Consider the following 14,562-nt stretch of genomic DNA (forward strand, 5'->3'; position numbering starts at 1 on the left):
AAGTTGGGAAAACTAACAAAACAGGAGTTCACACAATGAAGCAGACAATCAAATACACCTTGCGCACGCTGACATTAACCGCTTTGACCTTAGTATCTAATGCACAAGCAGATGCGGGCGACTGGATAAAACGCAGTGGCGATTTTGCAACTCTACAAAAAGACACCAAGACAGCCGAACTATTTGTTGTTTACCCACAACTACATGATCGCAACTGCGGGATTGGTATCGCACTAAACAGTCGTAACAGCTACACCAGCAATTATCAGATTTTGGCCGATAATCTGATAGTAGACAATTACTTTCCTGACAGTAATGGCTCCACAGAACTTGCTTTGGGCACGCAAACACGCGCCGGGATGACTTACACATTTGATCTGACAACATACTATTACGGCACCGTTGTCACAATACGTACGAAAGGAGGCGAGACCTTTGGTGAACTGTTTGAAAAACTCTCAAATAACCCAGACGTACACGCCATCGTGAGCGCCATTGATTGTGACCAACTATAAAAAGAACAAGTACAGCATAGATCAGCTATCTAACAGCCGTTTTATTTCACGATGTAACTGCACACTAACAACATGGTTTTGCTTATCTGCTCGATAGATAAAACACAGTTCATCCTGAACAGGCTTGATCTCTGGATTATACGTTGCCAGAGGCGCAGGTGCGCGTCTGGCAACTCGCTCAGGTAAGATACCCAAACCCAGCCCGTTGGCCACTAAAGTAGAGATCACCTCAAGGTTATTAGATGCAATTATTTGGTGGGAAAAGTCAGCAGTAGACGACAACAATTGCTGTGTTTGCTTCAGATTAGGATCGCAATACAAAGGTAACGTTCCCAGCTCAGTGCACTCAACAGATTCAGCGCGCCAAATGGTGACATTATCAAACAACAAGCTTTGGATCACCAGCTCTGGGTGTCTGACAGGGTTAATCACCAGTGCAAAGTCAATTTCATTACTGATCACTTGCTCTGTGACTTTTCTCGACAAGTCATGAACCAGATTGAATACCATATAGGGGAACTTAGTTTTCAAAGGTCCCAGTATATGGGGCAAAGTATATAATGCGACCGAAGGGTGGCACCCCAATGTGAATGTGCCTGCCATTTCACTGTTTGCCTGATAGACATTCGATTTCAATTTTGCCCAATCCGCCATAAAGCGCAGCCCCTGTGCTTGTAGCACTTCACCCGCTTTGGTCAGAACCACACCATTTTTATGCCGAACCAGCAAATCGGTGCCAAAATTCTGCTCAAGGCGTTTCATCGCCGCACTCACGCTGGGCTGGGTGATCCCCAGGCGCTCAGACGCACGAGACAAGTTTCTCGTACTGGCAACTTCAATAAAATAGCGTATATCCTCAAAATTCGGCGTATGGGGCATAGCTCATAGTCAACAAGTTATCATCCAAAAATAAAAGTTAACACATTTTTTACCAATGTACCCAACTTGGTTTACTCCGTCTGACAAAGATCGACAACAAAGACACCACCGTATACTGACCGCATAATTTGTACATTTTTGCATGGCAGGATTATTATCCAGCTCCTTCAACGAATAAAGAGGTGTTCATGAAACCCGGTTTGACTGTTTCTGCATTAACGTTAGCTTTGCTACAGGTCTATTCAGCACAGGTTGCTGCTGACACAGCAGGTGCCGACCAGATTGAAAAAATCACGGTCACATCCACCCGTACAGCCAGAGCAAATACCGATCTGGCGCTGAGTGTGGGTCAGGTATCCGAACAAACCATTGCTGACGACAATGCACAACATATCTCAGAGTCATTGCAAACCATACCGGGCGTTTTGATAAATCAGTTATCTGGCGGACAAGGACACAACGCAGCCGTGCGTATGCCGATAAACTTTGACGGCTATACCTTATACTTGCAGGATAATATCCCGCTGCAATCTGCTGCTTTTTATACCCATAACGCACTCTGGTGGACCACCAGCAACATTGGTCTGTCACGCCTCGAAGTACTACGAGGTGCAGGTACCAGTTTACATGGCGCAGGAGCCGTTGCTGCAACCGTCAACGTTTTATCTAAGCCTGTGACAGCCAAAAAAAATTCACTCGGTCTCACACTGGGTGAGCATGGCTATTCACGCATTAACGGCAGCACCACCTGGCTGGACGACAATCAAGGTGGATTGCGCGTATCGGCGGCCTATCTGGATAATGACGGCTGGCGAGACCATAACGCTGTTGAAAAAGCCGAGCTGGACGTGCGCCATGAATATCAGCTGGACGACAAGCAAAGCCTGACCACCTCACTGATTGCCTCATCACTTGATCAGCAGATCCTGACCACACTGAGCATTGAACAATTTGAACAGGATCCATCTCAGTCTGGTCTGCCTGACGAGGTGATCGCTCTGGATCCGCGCAGAACCACAGATTATGTGCGCCTCAGCACTGAATATCTGTATGAGGACAAAAACCTGAGCGTGTCCCTTATCCCTTACGCGCGTCACCGCACATTGGAACACCTTGCCACCTGGCAACCCAATATGCCGGTAGAAGAAACAGAAGTCACTACATTCGGCTTGCTGGCTCTGGCCAGCTGGTCTCACCAAAACAGTGCTCAGACAACCCTGGGCGTTGATTTGGAGCATACTTCCGGAGATACCTATTCATTCCAGCCCACCACCCGGATCACCACCGGACGCGGCGCAGCAACTTATCCTCAAGGGCATGTGTTCTACGATGACACCACCACCTTCAAAAGCGTGTCACCTTACATCCAGCACCTGGGCTATATTACTGATGCACTGAGCTATACTCTGGGCGCGCGTTTTGACCACAGTGAATATGAGTTTGACAATGCTCTGCCAAAATACAAAGACGATGGCTTTGGCAATCGCTCCATTGCCTCACGTAAAGATACCTTTAGCCACCTCAGCCCTAAGCTGAGTCTGAACTATTTGCTTAACGAGCAGTCCAGTGTCTATGCGCGCTTCGCCAACGCAATGCGATTGCCTACCGCACCTGAAATGTACCACCTCAAAAGTCGCCAAAGCAGTGCGCAACTGGGGAGTCTGAAAGAAGAAACGTCCGATACCTATGAGCTGGGATACAAAGCTAATCTGAATGCACTGTCGATTGAACTGGCGTATTACCTGATGGATGTAGACGATGCCATTGTCACGGCATTCAGCGATCTGGGCGCCTCATACCGGGTCAACGCTTCCAGTGTCAGACATCAGGGCTTTGAGCTTGGGCTGAACTACCAGTTTAACCGCGCATTTTCTGCTGCGCTGGCCTACAGCCAGTCCAACCATGAGTTCCGTCACTACATTCGCGATGAGGGACGAGTTCACCGTGAGACTGGCGAATCGATGGAGCAAGATTTGTCGGGTAATAGCCTGCACATGGCACCGGAATATGTAGCCAATTTCAGGCTCAACTACACCAGCCAGGCCATCAAAGGACTCAGGCTCACCGCTGAAGCCAAGAGTATCGGCGACTATTACCTGAGCGTAGAAAATACCGATACTTACTCGGGCTATACGGTGTTTAACCTCAAGGCTAACTACCGGCTCAACAAGCGCGTGAAACTTCACGCCCGAATTGCCAACCTTACCGACAAAACCTATGCGCTGCAAAACGAGGAGCGCTTTGGCAGAACCCGTATCCAACCCGGCATGCCACGTACGGCATATGTCGGGATCAGCTATGATTTCTAGCCACAGATACACGGCCCCCGCCTGCACCCTGATGTTACTCACATCAGGGCCGCTCGCGGCAGAGCACGTTCAGTTTGAGACAGGTTCATACAGAAACAAATCTGTATTGTATTACGATCATCAAATGTTGAGCCTGAGTAAAGTCGACTCAGGCAAAACCACCTCTGTGTGTGAACAACGCATTTCCGCGGAAACACTCAGCCACACATTGACCTTTTTCAAAACCCTGGATATTCAGAGCTGGCAGCCCCGTTACTTTAGCGAGGGGCTCATGGATGGCAGTACCTTCACCCTTGATATTCAGATCGCCAACATCAGTGTCCAAAGTGCGGGTCATAGTCACCTTGCACCAGCCGGGTATGACAAAATCACCCGGTATTTTAATCAAGTGCTCATCGTCAATAGTTGCCCGGCAATCCAGTAAACCCGAAGCCTTGCTACCACAGCTCCCTGATCAAGCTGATTTTACCTTCTTTAAAACCAAATACGGCAAGCCTAGGTTCTTGCCGTTGCCAGCTGCCATCAGTTTGGTTAAAACCGTAAGCATACTCTACAGCAATGTGGTTTTTACCCGGGATCGTGCGTAGTACCCTGATCTCACGGTTGGTGTCACTATCGTACCGGCCACTTTCATAGTTACGTAAGAATGCGCGTCGCCAGCTTGCTTTATCAAAATTAGCCAAATATTCCACGTGCTCGTATTTAACCTCGTCGTGCATCAGACCAATCAGGGCATCAATATTCGCAACCGTAGAACCTTTATACGAAACAGTATCCAGCGCATCAAAATACTGGTTCACTTTGCTCAACTGACACTGTGAGCCACATTGGATATCTGCGAATACTGATGAAGAAAATGAGAATAAACTTCCCCACATCAACACGTTTATTATATTTTTCATTTTATTTTCCTGTCATTAAAGTCATTAAATGAGTTCATTATTTCCCTTAAACCGAACTCAACGGGAAAAAGACTACCCACACCATAACAGCTGAACTATACCTTTGACGACAAATACTTTAGCGTTCAATGCTAGACAACCTCAGAAAGCGCCACCCATCAAGAAAAACCCTATCCCGTAGTCAATATTTCATATTACCCAAGTAAGGTAATAGCGCTCAAAAACAGTATAAAAAGGGAGCACTGTTAATAAAAAACTAAGCAAAACTTGTTCGGTGATAGTTACTTAACAATTTAAAAAACAAGGAGAACAAAGGATTAAAACAGACTTAAAAAAGGAATGAAAAGGGAAATTGACTTGAAATGCAGCCATTAATTCAGTCTATAAAGTTGCGTTATCCCGTTGTATTTCCAACCAAACACTTAGCTTTAATTAACAAACAAGGTTCACTACAAAAATGATTACAAATAAAAAACTTTTTTTACTCGGTGCCATATTCATACCCACACTCTCAATGGCCTCTACAGCCCCTCTCAACAACAGTCAGCCTGAAAATACCGGTACACCAGAGTACCTAATAGATGGCGATATGGTATTGGACAGTGTAAGTGAATTCCACACGTTTTCTGCCAATCGCGCGGCTAATACGTCCGGTTTAGACAGCGCTGTAGGCTGGCCAAACGGCATCGTCCCGTTCCAGCTAGTTGGTATCGCCAGCGGCAGTCAGAATGAAAAAAACATTCTTGAGGCAATGGAGGAGATAGAACGCGCTTCTCGGGTGAATTTCGTCCATAAAACGTCAAGTCATTCTAACTATCTCACTATTTATGGTCATGCCCTTGATGATGAGAGGGAAAAAAACAAAATCTGCTCTGCGAATATAGGTTATGCAAATGGCGGTCGCCGTCAGGCATGGATCCCCAGCTACTGTAGTGTAGGCACAGCCATTCACGAGTTATTGCATATTCTGGGTTATCGCCATGAGCACCAGCGTACCGACCGCGACTATCACACACGAGATGGTCAACGCTACTCCCTTACAGTGAATGACCGCTATGTACCTTGTACTTTGCAAAGTGCATTCAGAACATCATCCCTGATATCACGCTCGCGGCCATATGATTTTCAATCCATCATGCATTACAGTAATAGCGACAGAACAGGGTGCACCTCAGGTGCCACAGGCAAGGCCTTCAGCTATCAAAACCTCGACACTGGGGCAGCAATAAACACTCTGGGCAATTTTCGCATGTCAAATGGTGACCTGCAGTCGTTACGTGATGGATATGGTCGTAATCGGTCGCAAACGCCTGTATTTCTGGGGTCTAGCCACAAAGATGAAACAAGCTTACGTATTTCAGTGGTCTGGTATCAAGTCCACGATTACCCTGACTACTTCAGAGTAAATGAAACATCTGAAGAGTTCATTGATATCAACCGAAACGGTAGATTAGATGTGGGCACGCCTATGACGTACCGTATTAGCGCTTCGAACTATTGGAGAGATGCGTTTGAAATTTACTTTGGAGACTCTCTTCCCGAGAAAAAAAATGGATACCGCTACCGTTTCACGGTGGAGGCATGCTGGGATGGCGGTGCATGTTCAAGCGAATCTGCAGCTCAAACAATCTCCGTACTGCAACGTGCTCGTGAACCAGAACCATACATTGAGGATAATGTTTCAACAGACAAAGAGTTCTATGTTCGTTGGAACAGCCAGCCACAAGTGCAATACTTCAAAGCTTACCGCAATGGTTCATACTTAGGACAAATCACCGGCAATTCACTCAAACAATCTCTGCCTTCCGGCACCTACAAATATGAAATTCAAGCGTGTAATGCTCGAGGATGCAGTGACAAAGCAACGCTAACACATAAGCATTCAGTAAAGATCGAAGGCGTGCCAACTTCGGCCCCACGCATTGATGACCTTATTGATTCTGATTGGGACAATATTGCTGAGTTTGGGTTTTACAAGGTTGCTCGCGCAACTGAGTATCGCTTCCGTATAGCAGGGCAAGGTTTAGTATACACTGGAAGTATTCAAACCCCTTATCAAGATACAGACGGTGGCTATAAGTCTATTTACAGGAAAGCACCTGATGGCAGATATCAAGTATCCATTACCGCATGTAATATCAATGGATGTGGTCCTACCGCTACAGAAACAGTGAGCGTCTGGAGTGACTTTTAAGTTTTAAAATAGCGTGATTGAGAGCGCTAAATTTAATCTCAGTGGCGCTTAGTGCCATGTACATCCAGTGATGAATAGCCTGGGAGGCACTTTGAATAGCGGCTTCCCAGGCTATTTTCCAACTATAGAAGGCAGCTAAAGCAACTCATTTCACCATGTGTAAAGCAACATACGGCTACAAAGCAACTAAATGAGAGGTGACGCTCACTCTGCTTTTATCAAACGTAGCAAGAAATATCAAAAACTCACACATGTAACCTTTTACACTAGCTTCACTATCAATTCCTGGAGCTAATCATGAAGATCACCAAATCAATCATCATTAATAAATCGGCAGAACAAGTTTGGGATTTAGTCGCCCATCAATTTGATAAAGCACATCTATGGATGGGACCTATACCCTACTCTGAAGCACTCGGTAAAGGCAGCAGCCGCCTAGGCGCCCCAATGGAAGGGCGAGTTTGCAATTTAAGTGACAATCCAAATGGTGCGAAAGTCAAAGAGGTCATTACCGAATTCAGTGAAACGGACAAGAGCATCGCTTTTAATGTGCTGCCAGTTAACAACCCTGCCATTGTGCCTATTCGGCAGAACCACGTTATGATGTCAGTGCAGCCGGTTGGTAAAAACCAAAGCAAGGTGATCTGGACAGCCTCGCCACAGCTTAAATGGTTTGCCTACCTGTTTTACCCACTGCTTCGGCTGGTGTTTCCCATTGCCTTTGGCAAACTATTAGCAGGGTTAAAACGGTACGCGGAAGATAACCTTGTTCAACCAGCACCGGTCAGCGTGTGACTATACCCATCAAGATAAAAGAGGACTGTGGGATGGATCGTTTTTTTAAAAGTATCGACTACATTGAAACGCATTTGCATGAAAAAATCAGCGTGCATGAAATCGCAGCGGCATCCCACTATTCAACATATCACTACAGTAGGATTTTCAAAGCTTTGGTAGGCGACACCCCAAAAGAGTACCTTCGCAAACGCAGATTGACCCTAGCTGCAAAGCGACTGTTAACAGACGATGTGAGCATATTAACCCTGGCCCTGGACTGTCAGTTTGATTCTCAAGAAGCATTCACTCGGGCATTTAAGGCACTATTCGATATGACACCCGCACAATATCGCAAAATAAACGAACCATTTCGCTTGTTATACAAAAAGCCATTTAGTCCTGACGATCTGGCATTTTTGCAAAACAACATCAGTATGGAACCCGAGATCATTGAACAACCTGCGATGAAAATCGTGGGGATTGCCAATGTATACGAAGATGGAGATCTCAGCTTGCCCAAGCTTTGGTCAGGCTTTCGCCCCTATCGTGACAAAATCCCCAATCGGGTAGGCGATCACTTTTTTGGTATCTATGAAAACTATCAGGAAGACGGAGACGTCACTCGATTTGTTTATATTTGCTCAGCCCAGGTTGAAAATTTTGATGACGTGCCGGATGGTCTAATCACACGAGAACTGGCTGCACAAACCTATGCCAGATTTACACATACAGGGCCCATCGCAAACCTGGAAGAAACCCTGAGGTATATTTGGGGGAGCTGGCTGCCAAAGAGCCGTTATGAGTACGCTGACAAGCCCGATTTCGAGTTATTGCCGGGCGGCTTTAATGACGCGGATCCCAACAATAAAGTGTACCTAAATATCCCGGTAACACTAAAAGCCTGAACTATCAGGCTTTTTTATACCCCGGCAATACACATTCAATACCGCAAGAAATATCAAAAGCAACAACGCGCTTTTCGCTAATCTGGTCTCATAAACTCAACACCCGAATTAAGAAAGAGGCACATTATGATCACCCGCGTATTAATCACTGGCGCAAATGCAGGTTTAGGTAAAGAGGCAGCAAAGCAGATTGCAGCGTATCCGGACATTAAAAAGATCTACCTGGGATGTCGCAACCGTGACAAAGCAGAAGCAGCTAAAATGGCACTGGAACAACAAACAGGCAAGCGTATTTTTGAGATTGTCCAGCTCGATGTCAGCAATTTAAGCTCGGTGCGATCCGCCGTACAACAGCTACCAGAGAGTATTGATGCACTGATCATGAATGCCGGAGGCACGGGCGGTAAACAATTTAACAAACTGAATGAACAGGGCGTCACCGAGATATTTGCAGTTAATCTGCTGGGGCACAGCGTACTGACAGAAGAGCTTATTAAGGCGCAGAAACTTACTCAGGTTGTCCTCTATGCAGGCTCAGAAGCCGCCCGGGGCGTGAAGGAAATGGGCATGAAGCGTCCGGAGCTAAACATCTCGTCGGTCGAGGAGTTTGCTTCTGTCTGTGACGGGTCGTTCTTTGGCTCCACCACAGATGCGACCATACCTTACGGGCCAATCAAATATATGGGGGCATTATGGATGTCGGCAATGGCCAGACGCCATCCACAGCTGAAATTCATCACCATGAGCCCAGGTGCGACTACAGGCACTGATGGCTTTAACTCTCTCTCCTTTGTAAAGCAATATGTTATGAAGAGCATGATGCAAGTTATGCTATGGCTCGGCAAAGTCCATAAAGTTGAAGAGGGCGCGAAACGCTATCTGATGGGGTTGTTTGATGAAGAATTAAAAAGTGGCACATTTTACGCCAGTCAGAAAGGGTTAACGGGCCCTATCGGGGATCAAGCGGAGCTATTTGAAGACCTGAACAATCAGCAGTATCAGGACAATGCCTACCAGGCAATTCAACGCTTTGTATAGCGCCAGATACACTGAACAGCGCTCTGGGCGAAAGAGCTTCACCCAGAGCAAAGACCTCAACAAGACGAGTGTGAGTTAGCTTCTTTCTTATCAGACTACCAACGAGTGTCTACACTCACCCAGGCGATGGAGCAACCCTGGGAGCTTTCGTGAATACGCGCCTGCACTTTCTTATTGGCTGCCAGCGCATAAATTAAAGTTGAATACATTTGGTTTTTGTTTTTTGCTTCAGGTCTTAAGGTAAAGTAAACACCACTTTGCGGCGTGCAGTTTGCCAGCTTTTCATCGGCCGGAAATCCAACGTAGATGTTGCCATTTTCACTGGTATAAAGTGTTTCAATGACGCTTGTACAGCCTATACTGCTACAGGTATTGGCCTGTGCGCCTAAAGAAGTCAGAGCTAAAGCAACTGATAAAATGAGCTTTTTCATTATAATAATCCTTATTTAATATATGCTAAGTAAATAGTAAACCCCTGTAGGGGCATTGTTTTTTATAACTTTTTGTTATTGCTATTCAAAACTCTATAGTAACAACCTTATCGGTACAATGTGAACATGTTTGCTCTGAACTTGTTCTGACTCACATCGTGGAATGGCTTAATGATAAATCGGCCCCTCAGACCTTAAAAAGTAGTCTAAATTCAGCGAAAGCAGCGTACTTTACCTTGCTCAATGACCGCACTGAACTATCGGAACTGGACTCACATCGACCACCAAATCCTGATAACCAGGTCAACGAGCGGGGGCGCCGAGTCTGCTATGATTAAGATACGAGTGGCAATACTGATTAGCGCACAGTGCAAGTCCAGCTAAAACGGCTCGTTTCACCTTGCGCAAAGGCCGCGCTAAAGCACGACTTTGCACGACACATCCATGAAAAGCGTTCGCAGTGCGGGGACGCCGAGTCTGCGATAATTCTTAATCATCGGTCGCTTAACGTACGAGTGGAAATACGTCCCTGTAGGGGGCTCCCGGCTTTTCATCCATGAAAAGCGTTCGCAGCGCTGCGATGATTCTTAATCATCGGTCGCTTAACGTACGAGTGGAAATACGTCCCTGTAGGGGGCTCCCGGCTTTTCATCCATGAAAAGCGTTCGCAGCGCTGCGATGATTCTTAATCATCAGTCGCTTAACGTACGAGTGGAAATACATCCCTGTAGGGGGCTCCCGGCTTTTCATCCATGAAAAGCGTTCGCAGCGCTGCGATGATTCTTAATCATCGGTCGCTGCTCACCCAATCAAGTTGCATGTCCCATTGGTGTTGGTTTTCTGCTTTTAGCGGAGCCTGGGAGTCGTCTACTTGTTGCAGTACGTTACTTGCTTCTACCAGCGTTGCGTCGCGGCCGAACAGGTAGCTTTGCTCTTCCACTATGGTTCTGTATGCTTTATTCAGTGCCAGTGCGCGCTCTTTTGACGGGGTGATCAACTCGTACAGGTTCTCTGCCGACTCCACTTTTTCTTTGTCGACCGTGCCATCTGCTTTGAACCACTTTTGCAGCATTTCGCGGTTCTGGCGGAATTCGTCGCCACCACCGACCCGGTTCATGTATGTCAGGAACTCGCCGAGTGTTTCGCCTTTGTTGGGGACATCTTTCATTTCTTTAAGGTTGATATAGCCCCAGCCGCGTGCGCCTTCTACTTTGCGGGCAAACGAGAAGGTCTGATCATAGGTTGAGCCGATGGTTTTGTGACAACCGTTACAAAATGCCAGCTCCTGCTTATGCTGTGGTCTCAGGTTACCTTGTTTGTCCTCAATATAACCATTGATGGTCCAGCCAAAGGTGTTGTTGATACCCTGATCGCCCAGATACAGGGTTTGCGGCAGATTTTCGAATTCTTTCTCTTTTTCTTCACGGTGATATGAAGAATTCAGTGACTGGCGAGTCTTAAACCTGTGCTTTTTCATGTAGCGTACTTCTTTCATACGCGGCGCGTTGTAAATACCACCATTTTCGTCTACACCAATGTAACGTACGGTATGCAGGAACTCAGTTTCCTGGGGGTACAGCATATGCGCCAGTGCATCTGTGGCATCACCTACATAATGTGATTGCCTAGTTATCTCGCTGATTTTGGTAAGCTGATTATCGCCATTTAAATCCTGGCCAATGCGTTGTTCTGAGATTAATGGTGTTGAGATCTTATCTAAGCCCTTTAATGCCAGTTCAACCAGACTCAGGTTTGCCAGGTACACATCCTGATTATACACGCCGCCTTTTGAGCGAAACGCTTCGGGCAAACGGATCATCACATCACCCGTGGAGCCGTTGGTGGGCCAAAACGTCGACGGGAAGGGCTTGTAGTTAAACGCCACCCAGCCGCTGCCATCTCTGGCAAAGCCCATCTCATCAAAGGCTTTTTCCGGATAGGCCAGATTTTCCAGCGGAGTTATTTCACCGCGCCATTGCTTGTCTTGTTTCAGCTTTTCGATAAACGGGGTGTAATTATCCTGATTGATCCACGCCATGATCTCTTTATCTGGCACACCTGCGATCAAATCTGTCCGGTCAACAAAGAGGTTTTTCCAGTGGTTTTTCAGGCCCAAGTCAGAGAATTCATACACGCCCTGCAAATGCCCATCGCGCATCGCGTTGGGTCTTTTTGGCTCTTGCTGATAAGACTGATGGCAGGCATAACACGGATTATTTACACCATCGGTTTTAGTGTAACACTGAGGTGGGATCACCGACTCGGGGTTATAGACCTCATCGTGTTCCATGTAAGCGGTTGCCGGAATATTATCACCTGGTTTGTACGGTGCAGCTTTATGCGCTGACTGCGAGGCGATTAGTTCGACAGCTTGAGTATGATGTTGTGATTCTTCGCAGCCGGTCAATGCCAGGCCAGTGAGTACCGCCAGGCCGATTACTTGGTATTTCATTTTTATGACGCCCATTTTTGGATAAAAAAATGCGGTGCCACGAACGGGCACCGCGAGTCTTACAATTACTTAGAGTTAGGATCGTACAACCACAGGGTGTTATTTTCCTGGATACCGTCTTCACCAATGATGATGCGGCCGTCCTGCATAACAATCACGTTATCAGGCTGAGATAGCTGATTGACATCACACTTTTGTGCACCAGTCAGGCTAGAGCGGTGCGTACCACCCATAACAACAGGCTCAATACGAGTCAGGTTGTAGTTGTTATCGATGTGGGCACGGTAAACACCACCACAATCTTTAACACGCGCAGACAGTTGAATATCACCTTCCGGATCAGTCATCGTGTTATCAATGTCTGCAACGCCGATATACATGTATGCCTGCTCAACCACTTCGCCAGGAACCATGTCCTGACCAGTTACGGCTTCTACTACGCGATCGTAGTTGATGCTGATCCCTTCCAGCTTACGCCATTCTGCCGTTGCGCCTAATTGTCTTGCCGCCTGACGAGACTCCAGGAATGCTGAACGGTTATCCATTGGCTTGCCCGCCGTAACCAGACCACCACCTTGCGCCAGTGTTGGGTAAGTTTCTGCACCATCTGCCCATGCTTTTACGTCAGCCACAGAAAGATAGCTTGTCTGGCCTTCAACGAAGTCTTCAGTGTCGATCTCATCGTACTCAGCAACCCAGGCTTCAATTTCGGCATTGGTGCCCGATGCAATTTCAACCCACTCAACATCAAAACCAGTCACAGCCGGATCGTTCAGGCCCTTGTCCTGAGTCAACTTCGCACCATAAAGCGTACCTGAGCTCAGGTCTTTAGGTTGATCTGCAACGAACTTAAACAGTACACCGCCGGTATCATCCTGAGAAGAGTACACTGTGCGTTCATCAGGCATAACTAAGGAGTTTTCATGCTCGTAACGACCAATGGTGAAATGCTTCACAACATCTGGTGTATCAGAAAGCGGATTTTGCACTTCAGCAATATAACCGTAGCGGTAAGGGTTAGGGAATTCAGGCGTAACCAACTCTTTCATTCTGTCTATACGCGTGAAGGCCGGGTCATTCCACTCAGCATGTTGAGTAGTGTCGACGTCAGATCTTACAATCCACTCTTCAGACGTTAGCGGTGTGCCCCATGGAGATACTGAGCCAAAACAGTTTGCCGCGGTGCCTTTGACTCCATCAAAGTCGAGCATCATGGCTTCTTCAATGTTCCATGTACCTGCGTCGCTCTTGCTCATTTTAAGACGGCTCATGCCACCTGGGTATGATTCCCAGTTAGTAAACAGATAACCTGTATTTTCTTCGTCAGCACTTGGAATAAAACCATTGAAGTCCGGGTTATCATTTTCAATGATCTTGTCACCAGATGTGATACCGTAGTGCACACCTAAGCCACCGGCCAGGCCTTTTTCGCCCAGGTCGGCATACACATCACCGGTCTGACCCAGGATCTGATATTGACCAATCGCAGTCACAACCGTTTGCATCTCAAACTCTGTCGCTGGAACAGGTGAGCTCACAATATTACGTGGTAACTCGTTGAAATTAACACCCGTTAATACACCCACAGTACCACCGTTGTAAGGGCGTTCGTTTCCATCTTCCAATGTATTCGCATCGCTTGGGTGCTGAACATTGAAGAACAAATCACCTTGCTCAGTCAGGAACAAACCTGTGACTTCAGCACCTGCTGGCACAGTGGCGATACGGATTAGGCCTGAACCACCGTTTTGACCATCTTTGCCTGCAACACCATCAGTGCCGTTTGTACCATTAGTACCGTTAGTGCCTTGCTCTCCCTGAACACCTTGCTCACCCTGAACACCTTGCTCGCCCTGAGGGCCTTGTTTACCATCATCACCATCACAGGCGGTCAATGCCACTGTGACGGCAGCGGCGATCAACGAATATGCTATGCGCTTCATTAGTTACTCCGAGTTAGTTGCTACGATTGCTACAGTTATTGTTATAAAGCGCACAATAGGTTGGAGTGAACCGGTTACAGATACATTGCTTAAATGTTAAGGTTTTCAGTCATTTATAAGTCAATCAAAAGACACAAGGAATAAATTATTGCTATCCCTTGATGTAAAGGGGGTTTACACAGGATTGAATAACAAAAACAGGTATAATGCGTTTAGC

The 14,562-nt window shown here is 46.8% G+C and carries 12 protein-coding genes; 7 read left to right on the forward strand and 5 right to left on the reverse strand.

From position 1 onward, the window contains the following. Nucleotides 1-35: 35 nt before the first annotated feature. Entirely contained in the window at nt 36-515 is a 480-nt protein-coding gene (locus CWC22_RS23740; RefSeq protein ID WP_125560288.1) for a hypothetical protein, read from the forward strand. Between the two features lie 21 nt (nt 516-536). Here the strand turns inward: CWC22_RS23740 and CWC22_RS23745 are convergent, their stop codons facing one another. Beyond that, nucleotides 537-1,394 carry a LysR family transcriptional regulator gene (locus tag CWC22_RS23745; RefSeq protein ID WP_138536954.1) on the reverse strand — a complete coding sequence of 286 codons (858 nt, stop codon included), beginning with the start codon at nt 1,392-1,394 and terminating at the stop codon, nt 537-539. Between the two features lie 188 nt (nt 1,395-1,582). On the opposite strand from CWC22_RS23745, the gene CWC22_RS23750 reads away from it, so the two are divergent. Together CWC22_RS23750 and CWC22_RS23755 are read left to right on the forward strand one after the other, a co-directional pair. Further along, nucleotides 1,583-3,703 (forward strand): TonB-dependent receptor, encoded by a 2,121-nt coding sequence (locus tag CWC22_RS23750; protein ID WP_138536952.1) that lies wholly within the window; start codon nt 1,583-1,585, stop codon nt 3,701-3,703. Beyond that, a complete protein-coding gene (locus CWC22_RS23755; RefSeq protein WP_138536950.1) occupies nt 3,693-4,127 on the forward strand; it encodes a hypothetical protein in 435 nt (144 codons plus the stop codon). Before CWC22_RS23750 ends, CWC22_RS23755 begins: the two co-directional genes overlap by 11 nt. 13 nt (nt 4,128-4,140) lie before the next feature. On the opposite strand, the gene CWC22_RS23760 is transcribed toward CWC22_RS23755, so the two are convergent. Then, a complete protein-coding gene (locus CWC22_RS23760) occupies nt 4,141-4,605 on the reverse strand; it encodes a hypothetical protein (RefSeq protein WP_230090678.1) in 465 nt (154 codons plus the stop codon). 457 nt (nt 4,606-5,062) lie between these two features. On the opposite strand from CWC22_RS23760, the gene CWC22_RS23765 reads away from it, so the two are divergent. The 4 genes from CWC22_RS23765 to CWC22_RS23780 all read left to right on the forward strand — a co-directional run bounded on the left by CWC22_RS23765 (nt 5,063) and on the right by CWC22_RS23780 (nt 9,519). Then, nucleotides 5,063-6,799: a M12 family metallopeptidase gene (locus tag CWC22_RS23765; RefSeq protein WP_138536948.1), complete on the forward strand. Its 1,737-nt coding sequence runs from the start codon at nt 5,063-5,065 to the stop codon at nt 6,797-6,799. 297 nt (nt 6,800-7,096) lie between these two features. Further along, nucleotides 7,097-7,594 carry an SRPBCC family protein gene (locus CWC22_RS23770; RefSeq protein ID WP_138536946.1) on the forward strand — a complete coding sequence of 166 codons (498 nt, stop codon included), beginning with the start codon at nt 7,097-7,099 and terminating at the stop codon, nt 7,592-7,594. A 32-nt stretch (nt 7,595-7,626) separates the two neighbouring features. Next, nucleotides 7,627-8,481, forward strand: a complete 855-nt coding sequence (locus tag CWC22_RS23775) for an AraC family transcriptional regulator (protein ID WP_138536944.1) — start codon at nt 7,627-7,629, stop codon at nt 8,479-8,481. Nucleotides 8,482-8,607: 126 nt separating this feature from the next. Continuing rightward, nucleotides 8,608-9,519: an SDR family NAD(P)-dependent oxidoreductase gene (locus CWC22_RS23780; protein ID WP_138536942.1), complete on the forward strand. Its 912-nt coding sequence runs from the start codon at nt 8,608-8,610 to the stop codon at nt 9,517-9,519. A 95-nt stretch (nt 9,520-9,614) separates the two neighbouring features. On the opposite strand, the gene CWC22_RS23785 is transcribed toward CWC22_RS23780, so the two are convergent. The 3 genes from CWC22_RS23785 to CWC22_RS23795 form a co-directional block, all read right to left on the reverse strand. Continuing rightward, a complete protein-coding gene (locus CWC22_RS23785; RefSeq protein WP_125560273.1) occupies nt 9,615-9,950 on the reverse strand; it encodes a hypothetical protein in 336 nt (111 codons plus the stop codon). Nucleotides 9,951-10,737: 787 nt separating this feature from the next. Next, complete coding sequence (locus CWC22_RS23790) at nt 10,738-12,402, reverse strand: hypothetical protein (protein WP_138536940.1); 1,665 nt, start codon at nt 12,400-12,402, stop codon at nt 10,738-10,740. Nucleotides 12,403-12,467: 65 nt separating this feature from the next. After that, a complete protein-coding gene (locus CWC22_RS23795) occupies nt 12,468-14,345 on the reverse strand; it encodes an alkaline phosphatase PhoX (protein ID WP_138536939.1) in 1,878 nt (625 codons plus the stop codon). Between the last annotated feature and the right edge of the window lie 217 nt (nt 14,346-14,562).

This window comes from Pseudoalteromonas rubra (genome assembly GCF_005886805.2).
GTDB lineage: Bacteria > Pseudomonadota > Gammaproteobacteria > Enterobacterales > Alteromonadaceae > Pseudoalteromonas > Pseudoalteromonas rubra_D.

Bases quoted from the DNA above. Each gene is read 5' to 3' on its own strand.
- CWC22_RS23740 (WP_125560288.1), top strand. From the start codon at position 36: ATGAAGCAGACAATCAAATACACCTTGCGCACGCTGACATTAACCGCT.
- CWC22_RS23745 (WP_138536954.1), bottom strand. From the start codon at position 1,394: ATGCCCCATACGCCGAATTTTGAGGATATACGCTATTTTATTGAAGTT.
- CWC22_RS23750 (WP_138536952.1), top strand. From the start codon at position 1,583: ATGAAACCCGGTTTGACTGTTTCTGCATTAACGTTAGCTTTGCTACAG.
- CWC22_RS23755 (WP_138536950.1), top strand. From the start codon at position 3,693: ATGATTTCTAGCCACAGATACACGGCCCCCGCCTGCACCCTGATGTTA.
- CWC22_RS23760 (WP_230090678.1), bottom strand. From the start codon at position 4,605: ATGAAAAATATAATAAACGTGTTGATGTGGGGAAGTTTATTCTCATTT.
- CWC22_RS23765 (WP_138536948.1), top strand. From the start codon at position 5,063: ATGATTACAAATAAAAAACTTTTTTTACTCGGTGCCATATTCATACCC.
- CWC22_RS23770 (WP_138536946.1), top strand. From the start codon at position 7,097: ATGAAGATCACCAAATCAATCATCATTAATAAATCGGCAGAACAAGTT.
- CWC22_RS23775 (WP_138536944.1), top strand. From the start codon at position 7,627: ATGGATCGTTTTTTTAAAAGTATCGACTACATTGAAACGCATTTGCAT.
- CWC22_RS23780 (WP_138536942.1), top strand. From the start codon at position 8,608: ATGATCACCCGCGTATTAATCACTGGCGCAAATGCAGGTTTAGGTAAA.
- CWC22_RS23785 (WP_125560273.1), bottom strand. From the start codon at position 9,950: ATGAAAAAGCTCATTTTATCAGTTGCTTTAGCTCTGACTTCTTTAGGC.
- CWC22_RS23790 (WP_138536940.1), bottom strand. From the start codon at position 12,402: ATGAAATACCAAGTAATCGGCCTGGCGGTACTCACTGGCCTGGCATTG.
- CWC22_RS23795 (WP_138536939.1), bottom strand. From the start codon at position 14,345: ATGAAGCGCATAGCATATTCGTTGATCGCCGCTGCCGTCACAGTGGCA.